Source organism: Sphingomonas sp. Ant20, assembly GCF_000783375.1.
GTDB lineage: Bacteria > Pseudomonadota > Alphaproteobacteria > Sphingomonadales > Sphingomonadaceae > Sphingomonas > Sphingomonas aerolata.
The window spans coordinates 23,723-42,432 of record NZ_JRVI01000299.1 but is presented as its reverse complement, the minus strand read 5'-3'; the positions used below and the strand labels follow the sequence as shown (position 1 = coordinate 42,432).

At 61.8% G+C, this 18,710-nt stretch carries 19 protein-coding genes and 2 pseudogenes; 4 read left to right on the top strand and 17 right to left on the bottom strand.

The window, feature by feature from the left end; translation table 11 throughout:
• Window positions 1-698 precede the first annotated feature (698 nt).
• The 4 genes from NI18_RS23935 to NI18_RS26020 all read right to left on the bottom strand — a co-directional run bounded on the left by NI18_RS23935 (window position 699) and on the right by NI18_RS26020 (window position 2,874).
• A complete protein-coding gene (locus NI18_RS23935; protein ID WP_306286596.1) occupies window positions 699-1,433 on the bottom strand; it encodes a fumarylacetoacetate hydrolase family protein in 735 nt (244 codons plus the stop codon).
• Window positions 1,434-1,629: 196 nt separating this feature from the next.
• Window positions 1,630-2,139 (bottom strand): cytochrome P450, encoded by a 510-nt coding sequence (locus tag NI18_RS26030; RefSeq protein WP_198527096.1) that lies wholly within the window; start codon window positions 2,137-2,139, stop codon window positions 1,630-1,632.
• Entirely contained in the window at window positions 2,127-2,594 is a 468-nt protein-coding gene (locus tag NI18_RS26025) for a cytochrome P450 (RefSeq protein ID WP_198527095.1), read from the bottom strand. Before NI18_RS26025 ends, NI18_RS26030 begins: the two co-directional genes overlap by 13 nt.
• A 16-nt stretch (window positions 2,595-2,610) precedes the next feature.
• A complete protein-coding gene (locus NI18_RS26020; protein WP_198527094.1) occupies window positions 2,611-2,874 on the bottom strand; it encodes a hypothetical protein in 264 nt (87 codons plus the stop codon).
• An 804-nt stretch (window positions 2,875-3,678) separates the two neighbouring features.
• Between NI18_RS26020 and NI18_RS28210 the strand changes: the two genes are divergently transcribed.
• Complete coding sequence (locus tag NI18_RS28210) at window positions 3,679-3,867, top strand: hypothetical protein (protein ID WP_347574901.1); 189 nt, start codon at window positions 3,679-3,681, stop codon at window positions 3,865-3,867.
• Window positions 3,868-4,097: 230 nt separating this feature from the next.
• On the opposite strand, the gene NI18_RS21465 is transcribed toward NI18_RS28210, so the two are convergent.
• From NI18_RS21465 to NI18_RS21435, 9 genes and pseudogenes are all read right to left on the bottom strand, one after another.
• Window positions 4,098-4,457, bottom strand: coding sequence for an alpha/beta hydrolase (locus NI18_RS21465; RefSeq protein ID WP_306286595.1), 360 nt, complete (start codon window positions 4,455-4,457; stop codon window positions 4,098-4,100).
• A gap of 51 nt (window positions 4,458-4,508) precedes the next feature.
• Window positions 4,509-5,288: an IS21-like element helper ATPase IstB gene (gene istB / locus NI18_RS21460; RefSeq protein ID WP_037533408.1), complete on the bottom strand. Its 780-nt coding sequence runs from the start codon at window positions 5,286-5,288 to the stop codon at window positions 4,509-4,511.
• The gene (gene istA / locus NI18_RS21455; RefSeq protein ID WP_037533405.1) at window positions 5,278-6,801 is read right to left on the bottom strand and encodes an IS21 family transposase; all 1,524 of its coding nucleotides are present in this window, start codon (window positions 6,799-6,801) and stop codon (window positions 5,278-5,280) included. Before istA ends, istB begins: the two co-directional genes overlap by 11 nt.
• Before the next feature lie 89 nt (window positions 6,802-6,890).
• Window positions 6,891-7,076, bottom strand: a complete 186-nt coding sequence (locus NI18_RS26015; RefSeq protein ID WP_198527093.1) for a hypothetical protein — start codon at window positions 7,074-7,076, stop codon at window positions 6,891-6,893.
• Window positions 7,069-7,734: a GIY-YIG nuclease family protein gene (locus NI18_RS21450; RefSeq protein ID WP_052149418.1), complete on the bottom strand. Its 666-nt coding sequence runs from the start codon at window positions 7,732-7,734 to the stop codon at window positions 7,069-7,071. Before NI18_RS21450 ends, NI18_RS26015 begins: the two co-directional genes overlap by 8 nt.
• Window positions 7,735-8,001: 267 nt before the next feature.
• Window positions 8,002-9,411 carry a hypothetical protein gene (locus tag NI18_RS21445; RefSeq protein ID WP_128082377.1) on the bottom strand — a complete coding sequence of 470 codons (1,410 nt, stop codon included), beginning with the start codon at window positions 9,409-9,411 and terminating at the stop codon, window positions 8,002-8,004.
• A pseudogene (locus NI18_RS27635) lies at window positions 9,408-9,515 on the bottom strand (integrase); the annotation flags it as partial. The gene NI18_RS21445 and the pseudogene NI18_RS27635, both read right to left, overlap by 4 nt.
• Before the next feature lie 122 nt (window positions 9,516-9,637).
• Entirely contained in the window at window positions 9,638-10,879 is a 1,242-nt protein-coding gene (locus NI18_RS21440; protein WP_306286594.1) for a type II toxin-antitoxin system HipA family toxin, read from the bottom strand.
• 41 nt (window positions 10,880-10,920) lie between these two features.
• Window positions 10,921-11,205, bottom strand: a complete 285-nt coding sequence (locus tag NI18_RS21435; RefSeq protein WP_198527092.1) for a helix-turn-helix transcriptional regulator — start codon at window positions 11,203-11,205, stop codon at window positions 10,921-10,923.
• Between the two features lie 335 nt (window positions 11,206-11,540).
• On the opposite strand from NI18_RS21435, the gene NI18_RS21430 reads away from it, so the two are divergent.
• The 3 genes from NI18_RS21430 to NI18_RS21420 all read left to right on the top strand — a co-directional run bounded on the left by NI18_RS21430 (window position 11,541) and on the right by NI18_RS21420 (window position 12,425).
• Window positions 11,541-11,747: a hypothetical protein gene (locus tag NI18_RS21430; RefSeq protein ID WP_037533394.1), complete on the top strand. Its 207-nt coding sequence runs from the start codon at window positions 11,541-11,543 to the stop codon at window positions 11,745-11,747.
• Between the two features lie 93 nt (window positions 11,748-11,840).
• A complete protein-coding gene (locus tag NI18_RS21425) occupies window positions 11,841-12,128 on the top strand; it encodes a hypothetical protein (protein ID WP_037533391.1) in 288 nt (95 codons plus the stop codon).
• A 6-nt stretch (window positions 12,129-12,134) separates the two neighbouring features.
• Window positions 12,135-12,425 carry a DUF1488 family protein gene (locus tag NI18_RS21420; RefSeq protein WP_037533388.1) on the top strand — a complete coding sequence of 97 codons (291 nt, stop codon included), beginning with the start codon at window positions 12,135-12,137 and terminating at the stop codon, window positions 12,423-12,425.
• Window positions 12,426-12,523: 98 nt separating this feature from the next.
• Here NI18_RS21420 and NI18_RS21415 read toward each other — a convergent pair whose 3' ends face one another.
• From NI18_RS21415 to NI18_RS21400, 4 genes and pseudogenes are all read right to left on the bottom strand, one after another.
• Window positions 12,524-12,811, bottom strand: a complete 288-nt coding sequence (locus NI18_RS21415) for a hypothetical protein (protein WP_037533385.1) — start codon at window positions 12,809-12,811, stop codon at window positions 12,524-12,526.
• A 3-nt stretch (window positions 12,812-12,814) separates the two neighbouring features.
• Window positions 12,815-16,080 (bottom strand): annotated as a pseudogene (locus tag NI18_RS21410) (error-prone DNA polymerase).
• Window positions 16,077-17,861, bottom strand: coding sequence for a DNA polymerase Y family protein (locus NI18_RS21405; protein WP_347574900.1), 1,785 nt, complete (start codon window positions 17,859-17,861; stop codon window positions 16,077-16,079). Before NI18_RS21405 ends, NI18_RS21410 begins: the two are co-directional and overlap by 4 nt.
• Window positions 17,776-18,537 carry a protein ImuA gene (locus NI18_RS21400; protein WP_306286593.1) on the bottom strand — a complete coding sequence of 254 codons (762 nt, stop codon included), beginning with the start codon at window positions 18,535-18,537 and terminating at the stop codon, window positions 17,776-17,778. Before NI18_RS21400 ends, NI18_RS21405 begins: the two co-directional genes overlap by 86 nt.
• Window positions 18,538-18,710: the final 173 nt, after the last annotated feature.

Sequence of the window (18,710 nt, the reverse complement as noted above, 5' to 3'; positions counted from 1 at the left end):
TGCGTCGTTTTTTTTACGGAAGATCAGGCTGCGATGTGCTATTGCTCGTCGCCGTCGGCAGCGAACGCAGATGCAAGGCTTTGTCCATTGCACTTCAGAAATTAAGAATCGGATATAATAATTGACAAAACTTGCGATGGTCAATCCGCGTGCGTTTTCGCCAAATAGCGACATATCTTTTAGCGACTTGATAAATCATCCCGCACATCTGATACGGCGCAGTTACCAGATTTTTCTACACTGTTTCGATGAGGCGATGAGTGGCTTAGACCTTTCGCCTATAAGCTGGATAACGATCGCTGCGACTCACAGTTTTCCGGGGCAATCTGTAACAGAGATCGCTCGTCGCGCAGGGGTTGATAAAGCAAGTTGTGGTAGGACCGCTACGGCACTCGCGAAACGCGACTTGATTTGCATCGCAAAAAGCGAGGCCGACGGACGTCTGAAAGTTCTGACGCTGACGACAACAGGTGAGAGACTGTATAAGGAAGCAAGTGGGAGGGTTGATAGGCTCAAGTCGTTGTTATTAGACGACCTAAACCCAAATGAGCATCACCAGTTATTTCTACTCTTCAAAACTTCGTAAAGGCGTCAGGCAAGCGTACACGTCCTTCAATTCCGACAATGTATTAACGGGATTGATCTTATAGCTGATACTTTAGATCCACTCGCCATTGCAAATTTGATAAAATGATGACTTAGGCTATATTTACTGTCATGCATCCGATGCCCTCGACGCACGCAGTTAATCGGTTTCCCGCCTTAACCTCTCCAACACCCTCAGGCGTCCCGGTAAATATTACGTCTCCGGGCTCAAGACAATAAAAGCGACTTGCCATTTCGATGAGTTCGGGAACGCTTAAAACAAGATCGCGAGTATTTGCCTTCTGTTTGGTCACCCCATCAACCTTAAGTTCAAAGTCGAGATTGGATGGATCCGAAAGCTCGTCCGAAGTCACAAACCATGGACCTAAAACAGAATAGCTATCAATCGACTTACGCATACTTCTTTCCTCGGCACCCCGGACCGTCATATCGAGCCCAATCGAGTACCCAGCTACATACTCAAGTGCTCGGTTGGCCGGAACCCGATCAGCTCGTTTACCAATAACAACGGCAAGTTCAATCTCGTGATCAGTTCGCCGCTCTGGAAAGCGTAGTCTCACTGGCTCAGAAGGCCCAATAAGACTGCTGGTGGCTTTTAGAAATAAACCCGTCTCATGTATCATACGGATCTGTGCCGAGTTGTTATGATGCAACTCTACTTGCTCGCGGGCTTCTTCTAAGTGTTTAACGTAATTAACAGGAGCCGCGACAAGTTTACCTGGATTGGCGACGGGCGCGTCGAAATCAACGCTAGAGACAGGTTTTCGCTCGCCATACTGAGCAGCTTCATCGAAACTAGTTTTGAGTTGATCCAGATTTGCGATCATTAGGTCGTATCTCGGCAGTGGATACCTCGACTCGGGAAGGATACCTAGTGCGGACGTAACATCTACGACCTCATCACCCAAAATTATACCCACTTTGTATTTTTCGAAACGGCAGATCTGCATAACATCTTCCTAACGATTCAAAAGCCTATTGTAGCTCCGTCATCCTGCTTGCGGCAGAACGTGGTTGCTGCTGTTAAACCAGCTTGACCGGAAACTGCTCCAAACCTCGAAATCGCGTGTTGCGATGAAACTTTGCATCGCCGTTACGCGTAAGGTTTGGCAGTTTTTTTAGCACGGCAGCGACTGCGATAGGTGCTTCCAAGCGGGCGAGTGGCCGGCCTAGACATACATGGATGCCAGCCCCAAAAGCTACGTGGTTATTTGGTCGACGTCCTAGAACTAGCTTGTCAGGGTCCTCAAAGACGCGTTCATCCCTATTGGCGGAAGCTTGGGAAAGTATGACTTCGGTGCCTGCTGGGATGGTGCCGTTGCCGCTGGTCAACTCGATATTCTGAGTTGTCCGGCGCCCCTGAAGTTGAAGAGGGGTTATAAAGCGGGTCAACTCTTCAAAGGCAGTTTGCAAAGGCACTTCGCCTTCTCTTAATTGACGCATACTGGCTGGATCATTCATTAGGAAATGGATTGATTGCGAGATCAAATTTGTAGTCGTCTCATGCCCACCATTTAAGGTCACGATGCACATGTGCAAAATCTCTCATCACTAACCTCGACGCCTTCGCGCTGAGATGATGCCATTGCACAAAGTATACTTTCCTCTCGATCGATTGCTAGACGTGACTTTACTTCGTCAAGATGGACCCGGAGATAGTCCTTAAACTCGGCAACAGCCTTATGGCCTTGTTCGATAGCCTCAGTAGAAACCTGCGGATTTAGTGGGAAAAGCACCTTTCGACCCACTGATTGTATGTAGTCGGCATCATTCAAGGGGACTCCAATAACGCGACAGATCAGCGTTACTGGAATGCGGAATGCGAAATCATGGACAAAATCAAATGAGCCCATCTTTCTGACCTTGTCTATCTCGTGTTCGACTACCTGCTCTGTGAAGCCGGTAAGTCCTTTTATCGAGGCCTGCGAGAAGAAGGGATTTACGATATTACGTAGGCGCTCATGGTCCGGATCATCGCGGAACAGCATCGTTGACGTGTGGTGCTCAAGAAGAGGGCCTTCTCCAAAGCGTTCTTTTAAAATAACCGCCTTTAAACACAAGACCGGTAAGGTCGCGCCAAATCTGACGCACATCTTCATAACGACTGAGCAGAACGGTACCGTCCGCTTGCTTGTGCACTGGGTCATGATCCCGCAAAAGCTTAAAGTATTTGCTTGGATCATCAAAATATTCGTCTGGCGGTGCCAAAAGATTGAATTTGCGGGCCTCATCTGCGCACAACGTGTCTATTCCCGCACCAACGACCATCCGAGCCTCCTAAGCCCATTGTTTGGACCCATCTTCTAGATAGTCGTAAGCAAGCTGTCAATTTTGGAGTCGTCTGAGTCCCACTGTCTCTTGGAAATCTCGCTACCGGTGATGGGGCAGCCGGAGAGAGCCGGTAATCCAAAGAGGCACCGCTCTTCGAAGCGCCTAATCCAGGGCACCCAACGTTCGGAAGGTCCGAGTAGGCGATGTCCAACGGCGTCCGCGGCGCGTGCACAACGATCTATTCGAAGCAGCCGACCCAAAGCGTAGGGCCAAACCGACTCGTATCCTGTTAGGGACCGAAAATCGGAGCCGGTCCAAGAATTGCGCGGATCGCGCGCTGGCCGGGCGCGTCATTTTGTATCAGCCGTCCCGCATTGAGCAAGAACGGGAAAGCCGCGGTCGTCGCCGGCCTTTTGACTGATCCGCGTTTGGGAGCGCCTCCGCCTAGTCGGATCGTTCGCTTCCTAAAGTGGCCGCGCATTGCTGAGTAGGGGTTAACGGCCTTTTCGCCGCCCTCGCCCCGTTCTTGCAGACCCTAACCAAGTTTATGGCGAATTAATTGACGCGGAACGCGCCGAAAAGACCGTACAAGTCGTCCCGCGCGACAACGCGCTGTTGGTCCCCGTTCCCTTCCCCGCATGACCGCGCCAAGATGCCGATAGGAGCCACCGCTATGTCACCACCCCAACGCCGCCCCGCGATCCGCGCCGTCGCCTTCGATGGGTAGGCGAGGCTATCGCCCGCCTGATCGTCGTCGCCGGGTCCGACGCCGGCCAAGCCGGACGCGCGGCCGACTTCCTGTTGGCGTGGTGGAATGGTGGCGACAACGGCCATTTCCCGGTTCTGCACCTCTGCAATTGCGACGCGACCATTGCCGAGGATATGCTGATCGTCATGGCGTATCTCGCGCAAAAGCCGACCGTCTATCCCGATGCCTGGGGCTACCGCGACGCGATGGTGGCGCTGGTCGAACAGTGGCGCGAGCAATGATTGCGCTGCGCACCGCGATCCACTTCATCACCGCGAGCCTGTCGATCGCGACACCCGGCGCGCACGGCTGCTCGCCGCGCCCCGAAAGCCGATCGGTAGCATCACCCGGCGCGGCATCTTTCATCCATCGGCAACCAGACACCGACCGGTGTTGTCACGCATGAGCGCAGGTCAAGCAACGGGCGGGGTCAATCCCGCCCGTTGCTGTTCGAGCCCGGCATCAAACCGTACTAATTGCGCTCGATGCTCCAACCCGCCAGCAACGCGCGCAAGGCAGCGACGAACGCCAGCGGCTGATCCAGCATCAGATGGTGCCGAGCTTCGGGTACAGCGATGATCGGAATATCGATACCGCCGAGCTCGCGCACGTAATCACTGGAATCATTTGTAAAAAGGAGGCTTTGCTCGCCGTGTACTATCGCCTTGCGGCCTGGCGCCTCGACCAGCGTTCTGCCCATCTCAAGCCATTCGCTGGGCACATTATCCCGCTTGAACACTGATGGCGAAAACTTCCAGGTCCACGCTTCGCCTTCGCGTCGAAGTGAGTGGTAGGTGTTGATTTGCACTGAGAGTTGACCCGGCGTTTTCATCGAGAAGTGACCCGGGTCGTGGGGGTAATGTCAGGCCCGCGGAGTTGCGGGTCAAGTCGCAGCCTTCTCCTTTTTGGACTTGCCGGCCTCTGACCGGACGCGGAACCGGAAGCTGTCGTTGCCGGTCTCGACGATGTGGCAATGGTGAGTGAGGCGGTCGAGGAGCGCGGTAGTCATCTTGGCGTCGCCGAAGACCCCGGCCCACTCGCTGAAGCTGAGGTTCGTGGTGATGACGACGCTGGTCTGCTCGTAGAGCTTGCTGAGCAGGTGGAACAGCATGGCGCCGCCCGAGGAGCTGAACGGCAGGTAGCCCAACTCGTCAAGGACGACGAGGTCAAGGCGGAGCAGGCGCTCGGCGAGCTGCCCGGCCCTGTTCATGGCCTTCTCCTGCTCGAGCGCGTTGACCAGGTCGACAGTGGCAAAGAAGCGGGCCTTCCTGCGCCGGTGTTCGATGGCCTGCACAGCGAGCGCGGTGGCGATGTGCGTCTTGCCGGTACCCGGGCCGCCAATCAGGACGACGTTGTCGGCACCGTCAATGAAATCGCCCTGGTGAAGCTGACGGACCATGGCCTCGTCGACCTCGGCGGAGGTGAAATCGAAGCCGGTCAGGTCCTTGTACGCCGGCAGCTTCGCTGCCTTGATCTGGTAGGCGATGGATCTCACCTCGCGTTCCGCCATCTCGGCTTTCAGCAGCTGGGACAGGATGGGCACGGCTGCATCGAAGGCAGGTGCGCCCTGTTCGATGAGGTCGCCGACGGCCTGGGCCATGCCGTACATCCGCAGGTCGCGCAGCATGACGACAACCGCGGCGCTGGCGGGGTCATGACGCATGGCGCACCTCCTTCATCAGCGTGTCGTATCGACCGACATCGGCCTGGGGCTCACGGCGCAGGACAAGTGCCTGGGGCGCATCGATAGGCGTGACGCTGGCGGTCTTGCCGTCGACCAGCCGGTGCAGGATGTTGAGAATGTGGGTCTTGGTGGCGACGCCGGCCTCAAGGGCGAGTTCGACAGCGCACAGCACCGCCTGTTCGTCGTGCTGGAGCACCAGTGCCAGGATATCGACCATTTCCCGGTCGCCGCCTGTTCGCCTGAGCAGTTGCTGGCGCAATTGTCGGAAGGCGTCGGGCAACTCGGTAAAAGGCGCACCGTTTCGCATGGCACCTGGCTTGCGCTGGACCACCGCCAGATAGTGCCGCCAGTCGTAGATGGTCCGCCCCGGCGAGCGGTGCGTCCGGTCGATAACCCGGGCGTGCTCGCACACCCTTTGCCCCTCGGCGACCACGACGATGCGGTCGGGATAGATCCGCAGGCTCACCGGCCGGTTCGCGAAGGAAGCCGGGACGCTGTAGCGGTTGCGGTCGAAATGGACGAGACAGGTTGGCGACACCCGTTTGGTATGCTCGACGAAGCCGTCGAACGGGCGCCCCGGTTTCATCAGGTCCGGCACTTCTTGCGCCCATATATCGGCGACGGTGCCGGGAAGGTTGCCGTGCGGGATCTGCGCCCACTCGGCGATGCACTGCTCCTCGAGCCATGCATTGAGGGCGTCGAGATGAGGAAATGCCGGCAGCCGCTGCCACAGACGGCGACGCGCATCTTGGACGTTCTTCTCGACTTGTCCCTTCTCCCAGCCAGACGCCGGATTGCAGAACTCCGGCTCGAACAGATAGTGGCTCGCCATCGCCGCGAAGCGCGCGTTGACCTGCCGTGCCTTGCCCGTGCCGATACGGTCGACCGCCGTCTTCATGTTGTCGTAGATCCCGCGCTGCGGCACCCCGCCGAGCACCCGGAAGGCATGCTGGTGCGCATCGAACAGCATCTCGTGCGTCTGGAGCGGATAGGCCCGTACGATGAACGCCCGGCTGTGCGACAGCTTGGTATGCGCTGCCTGCAACTTCACCCGTTCGCCGCCCAGAACGGCCCAGTCTTCGCTCCAATCAAACTGAAAGGCTTCGCCAGGCATGAACACCAGCGGCACGAACGTGCCCCGACCCGTCGTCTGCTCCTGGATCTGACGGTTCGCTCTCCACGCCCGGATGAAAGCCGCTACCCGACTGTAGGACCCGTCATAGCCCAGCGCGACCAGATCAGCGTGAATCTGCTTGCCCGTGCGCCGTTGCTTGCGCGATTTGGCCGTCTCCGTCTTCAGCCAGCCCGATAGCCGCTCGGCATACGGGTCCAGCCTGCTTGGCCGGACGACTATCTCAAACTTCGGCTCTACCGCGTCCGACCGGAGGTATTTGCGGATCGTGTTACGCGACAGTCCCGTGCGGCGAGTTATCTCCCGGATCGACATCCCATCACGAAATGCCCAGCGCCGGATGACGCTCAGTAACGCCATGTCTATCACTCCTTGACCCCCCGACAGCCCGCCGGGGTGAGGTTGAGACACGGGTCACTTCTCGGTGGAAATCTTTTGCCTTCGCCGGGTCAGCTCTCAGTGGAAATCAACACTTCCAACGCCTCCTCGATCCATTGGCCAAGGTCGAATTCAGAGACAGATTCCCGATCTTCACCGCAATGCTCGCAGGTTTCTATCCCCCCTTCAGTCTTGATCCTCGCCTTCAGAAATGCGTCGCCGACGCACGCGTAGCAGCAGAAAACATCACTACTCATCCCTGCACCTGCGTCGCGCGCGGCGGGGACCACCGCTGTTACCGATCAATGGCATTCCCTCCGCCCGCCGCTTGGCGGCACTGCGCAACGCCGACAGCGGTGCCGTGAATGCTGCGCATGGATTGCCCTCGATGTTCAGGGGCAACGGCAGGCCGCTTGCCAGCAAAGCATGTTCTGCTTCCCAGGGGGTCGGATGCTCTACCCAGACAATTCGCGCGTGGGCATGCAGCCAGCGGTCGAGCAGCTGTTCACCAGGATTGGTGAAGGTGAGACGACCAGTCGCCCCAACCCGCCGCAGGATCGTGCCGATTTCAGTTTCGAGCAGGCAGCCAAGGGTCAGGCGAAGCGTCGAGCCTGCGGCGTTTCCCCCAAAATGGGTCCGCAGGCGCTGGTGGACATGGGACCGGCTTGGCGGGCGACCGTTGGTCGGTGGCTTTTTGGGGGAGATCCCGCAGTAGAGCAGTGTCCACGCCCCCTGCCGATGGCATTCCGCTGCGTCGACACCGGCCGGGACTACGTCGAAATACCAGCCATAGAGTCCCGGCTTACGCGGCGCAGCCTTCGCAGCCTCGTCGGCCCCGTAAAGCCGCGCGGGGTTCAGGATCGCCTGTGCGATCGGATCATCTTCGAGCGTCGTTATCCAATTCGTCACGAACATCGGTCCAGCTTGCGATGGCGCCACAACCAAGGTTCGGAGAGCACCGTTGGGAGCGAGTGTAACCCGAAGAACAGCGCCATCAACGCCCACTTGCGCCACGATGTGGTAGGATCCCGGGATATCCTGAGAGATCAGGTCTGGCGGTGTGCCAACGCCGCTGCGATCGCCCCGATATCTCCGATCTGACTATACGAGATGATGCGGGGATTATCGGTTGCGACGGGAAAGCGGCTCACCACAAGATGCTCAACCCGTGCTAGGCCGAGTTCATTCAGGAGAAGGCTCTCGCGGTTCACTTCCTTTCGGAGCGCCCGTTCGTAGCTCGCCGACCGCGCGCGGTTGTATCGGGCGACAGGCGAACGTAGCTTCGAGCTTCGTGACGTCCACCAAGTTGTTTTTGCATTGAATATTGAAAATGATGCCATCACGGATCGTGACGACATCGAACTCCTTATGGTTGATGCGTTTGACCGGCGTCAGGGAAAATCCCTGCTGCTCGAGCTCCTCCGACACCGCTTTTTCGAAAATGTACCCCGACCTGATTTGATAGCGCCTGTTTTTATAGAGACAGACGTTGCGCCAGTAGTAGAGGAAGCGGCTCAGCAGAGCGACGGTGCCTGTCAGTTGTCCATCGATCTCGATCAGCGGCGCATAGCTGTTGGTGTTTTCGGTATAGCTCCCCGCACGATGCACCAGCGCCTGCCGGAGAGCTTGCGGAAGGCGCAGCGCAGACGCCACACGCTCGAACTTGCGCCGCGAGAGCCTGACCCAATAGTCATCCTCAGCCAGATCAGCGATGTGCCGGGCGAACGCGGCAGCGAACCGAAATTCGGACCCAGCGAGATCGAACTCGGCGTAGGCTGCTTCCATAAGCCGGATATCGTTTCGAAGCTCTGCTGCAGAGAAGAGGCGGGCGGACGACACAGGCTCGAGGTTGACCGCCTCCACGAGCGCGGGCTCAAGCGGCTGCATGTCGATGATCGACGTCCGTTCGGGCTCGAGGTGCATCCGATCAAGCATCGGATATTCGTGGGATCCGCAGAAGTCGTTGTCCCGGAAGTGCAGCGTGTAATCCTTGAAAACCTCAACCAGCATTGCCTTCTGGTAGAGACCCGTAAGCGTCGCGCCGTTGATTTCGACGAGAGGCAGAAACTGATTCAGCGTATCGATTTGCGGGACGGCCTGTTGCCCGTTGGCCGCCTGTGGTATCGTGTAGAGGAGCGACACCAAGTGCCTGCGCCGCGACTGAAGATAATTGATCACCGCTCCGATCGATCGGAATGCACCCCGGGATGATTGGATATCATGCATTGCGAACGACATACCAATCGCAGCGGCCTGCAGCAGCAGGGTCGTGAACCTCTGCGCAAACGTCTCCCCGAACTGGTAAACGATATGGTGGTGCAGAACGCGAAATCGGCGTGGCTCGCGGGTCATGTCGATCGGCAGGTCCAGGAGCGCTTCCCAGAGCCACGGCTCTTTCAGACCGAAACGTGGGAGATTGATGAGCTCCTCAACGGCGCGGATCGTCTCAAACCAGGCGGAGAAGGCCGACTGCCGATCAAACTTTGCAAGCGCGGCATGCAACCCGGCGCTGTGCTGTTCGATCTGGTCCGCGACGAGCCTACGAGCGTCATCACCAGCGACGGTGTCGCCAGCCCTCCACCCGCCCGTCATTCCATTTTCCCCATAAGCCGGCCGACAGCACCGGCCTCAGCGGCAAGATTGCGATTGTAGACCAGTGGCATACGTGGTGACTTCCATCTCAGCGCGTCTGATAGTAGACATTCATTACTGCGCAGTCGTCGGCTCGATCCAGTTGCCGAGCTGCCAGTCAGCAGTGTGGATCAGGCGCATCATCAGATCCTTTTGTTAGCTGCCATTCGGGGCGTCGAGTGTTGCATCATGCCAGTGCTGCTCGAGCCGCCGCGCGCTCCTCGTGCTCGAACGCCTCGGCAAAGCTATCGAGGTTGGCGCTGGTCATGCCGAGCGCGCGTCCCTCGTCTTGCCAGCTAGCGACGGCCTGTTCGACCTGCGCCAGTATCTCTTTCGCGCGTGGCAGAGTGATGCGAAAGTATGCCAGCACCGACATCAGCGCGTCGATCGTCGCTTCAGGTCCAACCTCTTCCGAGACCCAGGTCTTCAGCTCGCGCATTCGCTCAGGGAATGGATTGATATCGAACGCCGGTGCCAGCCGCCACAGACCACGGTCGACGTGCAGGAAGCCGTGGTTCATCAGATGGTCGTCGACGTTGGTGATCAGGATAGAGAAAGCGATCCTGCGCCATAGCTCCTCGATGTCGGCGGTGGGGGCGCTGCCATTCATCCGAAGCGCATCGACGATCTCGGTATAGGCATGCTCCTGCGCGTCGCCGGGCTCCGCACCGATCATCGTGGCCGCCGAGACGTACATGAGCCGTCCGCCCCCCGCGGGCCGATCGAATCGCCGGATCAGCGCGATCGCGTCGCCATCGCTCTCGATCAGTCGGGCTTCGGCGGCGTCGATGCCGGCGCGGCGGGCCAGCCGCATCGCCAGCACCTCCCCTCGCGTAACCGAGCGCTCGTCGGCGACGCTTGGAAACTTGCCGATCGACAAGCGCCCCTCGTCATCGACGACGGTGCATTTGGGGCGCAGGCCGCCAAGCGATGTGCCGCGACCGCGCAAATAGGCGAGATCGGCTGCGGTCTCGGTATTGGTCTCGACCGCGCGACTGGCGGCCAGAAGGTGACCCAGCTCGATGAGGGGCGGCGTGGTGCGGCGACCATCCTCGGTCGCGCGCTGAGCAGTCCCTTGTTCGTCGACGAGACGCAGCGCCCCCACCCGGCTGACATCGTCCACCGCCAACAGATAATCGAGGCCATTCAGTGCTCGAGCATCGACCTCCTCACCGCGGCGGCGGGCATCCTGCCGCCGCTTGGCATGGTCGCGCTGAATGACGCGCTTGCCCCAGCCGTCTGGCTCGGTGTCCGCGATCGCGGCATGGAAAACAGAACCGGTGCCCACCTTGCGGTGGAATTGTGGGCCGGCAACGAGCGGCAGCGCGGGCTCGAGAGCGAAGCGGTCGGGATCGGCGAGCCAGCCGGCATCATATTCGAAGCCTGCGCTCTCCCGGCTCCCCTGCTGATTGTAATGCAGCAATCCCACGCCGCGGGCTTCGTCGCCGATCTGAATGCCAATCGTCCGCCTCACAGCGAAACCGGCGGTTTGGGCCTGCGGACGCGCTGCGGCATGCGCTCCACGTCGAGCAACAGACCCTGCTCGTCGTTCCTGGCGTCGAGGATGTCTCCGAGGCTTTCGCCGAACCCCAGAACGAAGAACGTCATGGCGTACGTGCCCAGCGCGACCGTCGGATCGCCTTTCTCCAGCTTGAGATATGTGCTCTTGGCCACACCGATGCGTTCGGCCATCATGACCACTGTGAGGCTGCGCTTCTTGCGCGCCAGCGCGATATCAGCGCCCAGCTTCGTCAAGCTGCGCCTCACGCGCGGCGGGAGAGTATCAGCGACAGTCGATCGCATCTAGCGTCTCATATAAGCGCCTATCAGGCTAATACGGTACGTTATACACGACCTTACGCTGGCAGTCGAGATAGCCGGTTCGAGACGCGTTGCCCGGGTTCGACAGGCGCGGATGCAACTGACTGCTCGGGCGGCATCGACAGAACCGGTAATCTCACACGGAGCGTCGGCCGTGGCGGGTTGTTCTTCAGGTCGCCGGCATCGCGGGGAGTGGCACGTGCAAGTCGCATGGCGCGGCGCTATGTCTTTGGTCTACCGATCGGACCGAGCAACCTTCATGAGGCAGAATGAAAGCCCTAGACGCCCTGAAGGCTGCACCCCCTGAGGTGCGCGCCGCCGCGCTTGCCGTTCTCGATCAGGTGTCGGCGCCATTGACCGAGAGACAACTCGCGAGCGCCTTTCGCGCCCATGGCATCGGGCTACTCGATGCCAAACGCCTGGCACGAGCCTTGCGCAAGCTCGATATCATCGCGGTCGCCCCTCGCGGCCCTTGAAGCTCCCGCATTGTGGCTTCGGACTGGCACGGACGCGCTGTCGGGCTATATTCGAAATCGCGCCCAGAACCACACGCGAGAAGGTAGACGATCATGACCGAAGCGACTTGGGGTGAAAGCGCGAAGACACCCGAGATCAACTGGCGGATGAGCGCCTCGCTCGAAAACGTCCCGCGCGGCGATAGCGACGTGGCCGAAGTCGCCAACCTCGAACGGGCAGTTCGCGATTGGCAGAAACTGGACCCCGAGCATCAAGCCGCGGCCGTCTTAACGGTAGAGCATCCTGTCCAGATCGAGGGCGCCTCCAGCACGACCTTTACCGGTGAGGGTATCGCAGCACTGGCGGAGCACCTGCCGGCTTCCAGCACACCAGAGGAGTAAGGCGGCATGGCCAATCCCAGCGTCCGTTTCGAGATGGGGGACTATTACTGGGTTGCCGAACGCGAGAGCGTCGGGTTCACGGGTGCCACCAACTTAGGAGTCGTCGAGTTCCTCATCACCAGCGAGGCTTTGACGCAGCTCCTCGATCGCGATCGCGATACGCTCGATTCCGAAACTGCCCTCGTGGTCTTTATCGAGTTCGAGAGCGACATTCACCGCATAGCACAGCGCGAGTTCGTCAAGCGGCTCGGCGGGGAGCCCCCGATCCTGCTGACTGCGGCCGACGTAGAAAGCTGAAGCCGTGGCGGAAGGAAGCGCCATCCGGATCGATCCATGCCATCCGATGGGCACCATCCCCGAGGTGCCTCAGCTGAGGATGCGGGCGGCACGCTTTCTCACTGATCCAGCACTTCCTCATATCGGCCTGCGCGGCGCAGCTGACGGACAATGCCGTTGAACGCGGCGGTCACCCCCTGCGCCCTGCCAATCTCATTTTCCTGGCGCGCCGCATCCCAATAAAGCTCGAGCGGCCAACGCTCCGGGCAATGCGGTAGCAGGCACCGAAGCGCCAAGCGAACCTCCACGCCGTCCACGCGCGTGTCCGAGCAGCGGGCGACGCCGCTCCGCAGGATATGGACCGATAGCGCGATGACGACGCGCTGGTGGCGAGCGAGCTTTGCCATCGCTCAACGAAAGTCATGCGATTTGAAGCGTGCGGCGTCCTCGGGATCCATGCCCTCAGCGTGCGGCGGCCAGTAGCAGTTGCGCGGCTCCGGCTTCCAACCCGCGTCACCGCGGTCAGGCGATCCGGCATGCTTGGCCCCATCGCCGCGGCCGGTCCGATGGGGGAACGACATCTCGCCCACTCGGTGCAGCAGGTCACCATGGTCGATGATCCGGTCGCAGATGACGTGGATCACCTCGCCCTCTTTCTGCACCCTGCCCTTCATGCCGATCATCGACGCGGACATGATCGTGCGGCGTTGCCGCTCGAACCGATCCGGCCACAGGATGCCGTTGGCGATCCCCGTTTCGTCCTCGATCGTGATGAACAACACGCCCTTGGCCGAGCCGGGCTTCTGGCGCACCAGGATGATGCCGGCGACCTCGACGTGCCGGCCATCCCGAATGTTCGCGAGTTCAGCGCATTCGGTCACGCCACGTCGCGCGAGCTCACCCCGAACGAACGTCAGAGGATGCGCCCGCAGCGAGAGCTGCAGCGAACGGTAATCCTCGATCACTTCGCGACCGTCCGTCAGCGGTCGTAGGTCGACCGACGGTTCGATTCCTTCGGCGCTAATCGTCTCCGCAGCGCGGTCCGCAGCCGCGAACAGCGGCAGCGGTGCCTCGCCAAGGCCCCTCACCTTCCACAGGCCCTGCCGCCGGTCGGCGCCGAATGCGTGAAACGCATCGGCATCCGCCAGCTTCTCGATCGCGGCGCGCTGGACGCCGGATCGACGCCACACGTCCTCGATCGAATCGAAAAATGTCGTGCTGCGCGCCCCTACGATCGCGGCCCCGTCGGCGTTCGACAGCCCGCGCACCTGGCGAAGCCCGAGCCGAACCGCGAGGTAGCGGCCGCCTGTCGGCTCTAACGTGCAGTCCCACCGGCTCGCGTTAATGCACGGGGGCCGGACCTGGACATCGTGCGCCTGAGCGTCGCGCACGATCTGCGCGGGCGCATAAAATCCCATCGGCTGCGCGTTCATGAGCGAAGCACAGAAGACGTCGGGATGGTGATGCTTCATCCAGCTCGATGCGTACGAAATCTTCGCAAAGCTCGCCGCGTGGCTTTCCGGAAACCCATAAGAGCCGAAGCCCTCGAGTTGGCGGAAGGTGCGTTCGGCGAAGTCGCGGGGATAACCGCGGGAAACCATACCCTCGACCAGCTTCTCCGAGAAATGCGAGACGCCGCCGGTGACCTTGAAGGTCGCCATGGCGCGGCGCAGCTGATCCGCTTCGGCCGGGGTAAAGCCCGCGCCGACTATCGCGACCTTCATCGCCTGTTCCTGGAACAGCGGCACGCCGAGCGTCTTTTCCAGCACCGCGCGGAGCTCCGGCCGGGGATATTCGGGCTTCTCCAGCCCCTCGCGCCGACGCAGATAGGGATGAACCATGTCGCCTTGGATCGGCCCCGGTCGGACGATCGCGACCTGGATCACGAGATCGTAGAACCGGCGCGGCTTCATCCGCGGCAGCATCGACATCTGCGCGCGGCTTTCGATCTGGAAGGTGCCGAGCGTGTCGGCCTTCTGGATCATCGCGTACACCGCCGGATCGTCGTCCTGGAGGTCGGCCAGGCCGACGCGGACGCCCTTGTCGTGCTCGAGCATGTTGAAGGCGCGGTTCATGCAGCCGAGCATGCCGAGGCCGAGCACATCGACCTTCATGAACTTCAGCGCATCGATGTCGTCCTTGTCCCACTCGATGATCTGGCGATCTTCCATCGCGGCGGGCTCGATCGGCACGAGATCGTCGAGCCGATCATGGGTCAGGACGAACCCGCCGGGGTGCTGGCTCATGTGGCGGGGCACGCCGATCAGCTTGCGGGCCAGTTCCAGGGTCAGGCGCAGCCGTCGATCGCCGATATCGAGGTTCAGCTCCTCGACCTGCTTCTCGCCCACGCCTTCGGCGGACCAGCCCCATACCAGCCCCGCCAGCGAAGACGTCAGGTCTTCGGGCAACCCCAACGCCTTGCCGACATCACGCACCGCACCGCGCGCGCGGTAGCGCTGGACCACCGCGGTCAGCGCGGATCGATCACGCCCATAGGTTTCGTAGATCCACTGGATGATCTCTTCGCGGCGCTCATGCTCGAAGTCGACGTCGATGTCGGGTGGTTCGCGCCGCTCCCCCGACACGAAGCGCTCGAAGAGAAGCTCGTGCTTGATCGGATCGATCGACGTGACGCCGAGTACGAAGCACACGCACGAGTTGGCAGCCGAGCCACGCCCCTGGCACAGGATGCCGCGGCGGCGTGCTTCGCGCACGATCGCATAGACGGTCAGGAAATAGGGCGCGTAACCCAGCTCGCCGATCAACCGCATCTCGTGACCGATCTGGTCGGTATAGGCGGCCGGGACGTTGCCATCGAACATCCGCTCGACCGCCTCGGTGGCCAGCTTCTGCAGCGCGTCCTGCGCGCTCAGGCCGTCGATCAGCCGCTCGTGGGGATATTGATAGGACAGCTCACCAAGATCGAAGGTGCAAGCCCGCGCGATATCGACGCTGGCGCGCAGCGCATCGGGATAATCACGAAAGCGCCGGACCATTTCCTCCGGTGATTTGAGCGCGCGATCAGCGTTGATCTCACGGCGGTAGCCGAGCTCATCAACGGTGCACTTCTCGCGCACGGCCGTAACCACGTCCTGCAGAAGGCGGGCTTCGGGCGCATGGTAGAGGACGTCACCGGTTGCGACCGCGCGAACCCCGGCGCCGCCAGCCTGCCTAGCCAGCGTATCGATACGGACAGCGTCGTCCGGCCGCCGTCGCTGGAACAGCGCCATGTACCCGCGTCGGCCGTAAACCGTCTTCAGGTCGGCAAGTGCCGCAAGGTTCGCCTGATCCGCCTCGTCCGGTAGCAGGATAGCGATGATTCCCTCCGACCATGGCTCAAGGTCGTGCCAGTGCAGCAGGCAGCCCCCCTTCCCCGCCCGCTTCTTCCCGACGGTCAGGAGCCGTGTGATCCGTGACCAGGCGGGGCGATCGGTCGGATAGAGGATCAGGCGGCGCCCGCAGGAGAGATCGACACGCGTACCCGCGATCGAGCGGACGCCGGTCGCCTTTTGCGCCTCCCAGGCGCGCACGCGCCCGCCACCGTACCGATGTCGCTGATCCCAATCGCGGAACACCCGAGCAGTGCCGCCGCCGCGAACAGCTCGTCGGGGCTCGACGCGCCGCGCAGCAGAGAGAAATGGGTGAGCACCTGAAGCTCGACATAGGGCGCGCTCATGCGAACACGCCGTGGATCCACCAGCTGAGATCGCCGGTATCATCATGTGTGCCGTCGCCGCGCCGGAATACCCAGAAACGGCCGCCTGCCTCATCCTCGACGCGGTAATAGTCCCGTACCGCCCAGGTTTCGGCGTCGCGGCGCCACCATTCGCCGTGGATCCGCTCGGGGCCATCGCCGGCGACGACCTTGTGCGCTTCGCCACGCCACTCGAAGCGCCGCGGCGGTTGGTCGGGCAGCAGCGCAATGACGCCCCATAAGGGCTCTGGCCTGGCGAAGAGCCGAACCGGCCGCAGCCATGTCGGCCACCCTGCCGGCATTTCGACCGGGTCGGCGTGCGCGACCGCTCGCTCGGGTACATGGCTCGGGATCGGCGCGATCCGATAGACCGCATTCGCGCCGATGCGGCCGGCGACGACATCGACGAGGCGCGCGGGGTCGCGCACCAGAACCTCGCCAGCTAGCACTGCGCCGAGATCCACTGCATCGAGCGGCTCGGTATGCGGTGCCACCAGCAGGAAATGCTCAAGGCCCATTCCGGGATCGATGCGCTCGATCCTGAGCTTCATGAGGCGCAAGAGATGGGAGACGTCGCGTGTCGGCCGCGATGTCCCGACAGCCACGACCTGTTCGGTCCCATCGACGCAAAGTCCCGACAGGCGGAGCGATCGCGCACCGAGCCCGCTCGCCTGCAGCACCTCGGCCAAATCGCCGAGCAAATCCTCCATCACCTGTGTGATCGCCTCGGCCGTGCTGATCGGTTCGAGCAGGCGGCGCTCGACGGCTGGAAGGGTGACATCTTCGCGCGGCGTTATCGGCTCCGCCACGCCGCCGAGCGCTTGATCGAGCCGAGTGATGGCGGGCAGGCCCAGCCGCCGCGCGAGCGGGCCGCGCGCGACCGGCAAAAGGTCGGCGATGGTCTCGAATCCGAACCGCTTGGCGGCGCCGAGTGCCGTCCCGGTCAGCCGCAAGGCGGCGATCGGTAGCGGCGATATCGCTGGTATCGTACCTCCCGCGGGCACGATCATCAGATCCTCCCGGCCGAACCGGGCGAGCGCGTGTGCGGCACCAGGGGTGTCTGCGACCGCAATGCGCGCGGTGAAGCCGGCGCGCTGGCAGAAGGTGCGCAGGCGTCGGCAAAAACGCTCTTCTCCCCCGTAGAGGTGATCGCAGCCGGCGAGGTCCAGCCACAGGCCGTCGGTCGGCGTCGCGGCCGCAATGGGCGACCAGCGCCGAACGGCAAACAGCGCCAGGCGGTCGAGCAGGACCGCGTCCGCCTCTGGCTGGGCGGGCCGGAAGTCGAGATCGGACACCAGAGCGCGGGCATGGGTGGCGGCCATTCCGACATGGATGCCGAGCGAGGCCGCCGCAGCGCATGCAGCCACGACTTCCTCACGCCGCCCGACCTTGCCGACAAGCGCCAGCGGAGCGTGAACGGTTGCGGGCCGTGTCACGATCATGGCCGGTCGCGTGACCGCCGCAGCCTTGTACGGATGGCTCGCGGCTTCCGATCGCCGCCCGAGTTCGCGCATGGGCGGCTGTGCATGCGCCGGAAGCGCCGCAATCTTGCCGGCAACCTCGACCTTGGTCGAGGATTGCGCCCGCGCCCAGCGCGCACCCGGCCGCCATCCGCCACCCCTGGGGACAGAGCATTCACCCGGATCGTCGTCGATCGGGAGGTGGAGCGCTAAGCGCTCAGGCCGCGGCGTGGCGTGCCGGTCCAGCCGTCTCAGCCGCTCGATGGCCAAGTGCGGCAGGAACAGCGAGACAACCCGTCTCATCGCACCCCTCCACGATCAATGAGAAGGACCCGCCGGTGCGTTGACGCGCCAGCTCGACCGACCAACGGGCGCGTCCCACCCCGGCAACCGTGAGCCGCTGCGACGGGGCGCTGGCAACCCGCCAGCGCGTCCAGGCAGCGGAGGGCTCGCCGAGCGGGTCTTGCGATCGGCCCCGCCAACGGCGCAGGAGCAGTACGGGAATGTCGGCTTCCGCCGCGACAAGCTGCAGGCGGCGCGTGGCGACCATCGAAACCTTTGCCGCCTCAGCCACCACCGCTGCCGGCGTGCCATCCCGGATCGCGTCCTCGACGACCGCCAGAAGCGCGGCGTCGTCCTTGGGCTGGGCGTAGATCACGTTTGCCGAGCACAACCCGGCTTGCGCCAAGCCGGGCGCGTAGAGATCGTTCCGGCAGCTTGCCCAAAGCACCGGGGCACGCATGTTTCGCGCTTCCCGCGCGGCAACCCCGGCAAGAAACAGCGTGGCAGCCGCATCGTCGACCAAGGAACAGGTGCGTGCGGCGACCTCGTGCAACGCTCCAGCCCGGAGCCCTCCCCCGTTCAGACGATTGTCCAGGTCACCAACCCCGAACGGCAGGACCCGGTATTCGGCGATCGGCATCGCAATGCTTCGCAGATGGGCGATGCTCTGAGGAAGCGAATCGAGGGCGGCTGACATGGTGGTTAGACTCTACATGTTCGCCTTATGTTCCGTCACCGCCGACGCTTGGTCAACGGATTTATGTCTCCCGGATCGAGTCTTTGCGCTTGACCGCAGCCGAGGGCCGGACGGTACGGCGTCGTAACGACACGCGCTCTACAGCGTGATTCGAGTGAGTTGTCAGTATCGCC

Coding starts and splice junctions, on each gene's coding strand:
- NI18_RS21415 (WP_037533385.1), bottom strand. CDS start 12,811: ATGGCAAAGCTCGCTCGCCACCAGCGCGTCGTCATCGCGCTATCGGTC.
- NI18_RS26025 (WP_198527095.1), bottom strand. CDS start 2,594: ATGCTGTTCCGCGATGATCCGGACCATGAGCGCCTACGTAATATCGTA.
- NI18_RS21465 (WP_306286595.1), bottom strand. CDS start 4,457: ATGAAAACGCCGGGTCAACTCTCAGTGCAAATCAACACCTACCACTCA.
- NI18_RS26030 (WP_198527096.1), bottom strand. CDS start 2,139: ATGTGCATCGTGACCTTAAATGGTGGGCATGAGACGACTACAAATTTG.
- istA (WP_037533405.1), bottom strand. CDS start 6,801: ATGGCGTTACTGAGCGTCATCCGGCGCTGGGCATTTCGTGATGGGATG.
- NI18_RS26020 (WP_198527094.1), bottom strand. CDS start 2,874: ATGGTCGTTGGTGCGGGAATAGACACGTTGTGCGCAGATGAGGCCCGC.
- NI18_RS21445 (WP_128082377.1), bottom strand. CDS start 9,411: ATGACGGGCGGGTGGAGGGCTGGCGACACCGTCGCTGGTGATGACGCT.
- NI18_RS23935 (WP_306286596.1), bottom strand. CDS start 1,433: ATGATCGCAAATCTGGATCAACTCAAAACTAGTTTCGATGAAGCTGCT.
- NI18_RS21420 (WP_037533388.1), top strand. CDS start 12,135: ATGGCCAATCCCAGCGTCCGTTTCGAGATGGGGGACTATTACTGGGTT.
- NI18_RS21430 (WP_037533394.1), top strand. CDS start 11,541: ATGAAAGCCCTAGACGCCCTGAAGGCTGCACCCCCTGAGGTGCGCGCC.
- NI18_RS21425 (WP_037533391.1), top strand. CDS start 11,841: ATGACCGAAGCGACTTGGGGTGAAAGCGCGAAGACACCCGAGATCAAC.
- NI18_RS21405 (WP_347574900.1), bottom strand. CDS start 17,861: ATGAGACGGGTTGTCTCGCTGTTCCTGCCGCACTTGGCCATCGAGCGG.
- NI18_RS21400 (WP_306286593.1), bottom strand. CDS start 18,537: ATGTCAGCCGCCCTCGATTCGCTTCCTCAGAGCATCGCCCATCTGCGA.
- NI18_RS26015 (WP_198527093.1), bottom strand. CDS start 7,076: ATGAGTAGTGATGTTTTCTGCTGCTACGCGTGCGTCGGCGACGCATTT.
- istB (WP_037533408.1), bottom strand. CDS start 5,288: ATGCGTCATGACCCCGCCAGCGCCGCGGTTGTCGTCATGCTGCGCGAC.
- NI18_RS21450 (WP_052149418.1), bottom strand. CDS start 7,734: ATGTTCGTGACGAATTGGATAACGACGCTCGAAGATGATCCGATCGCA.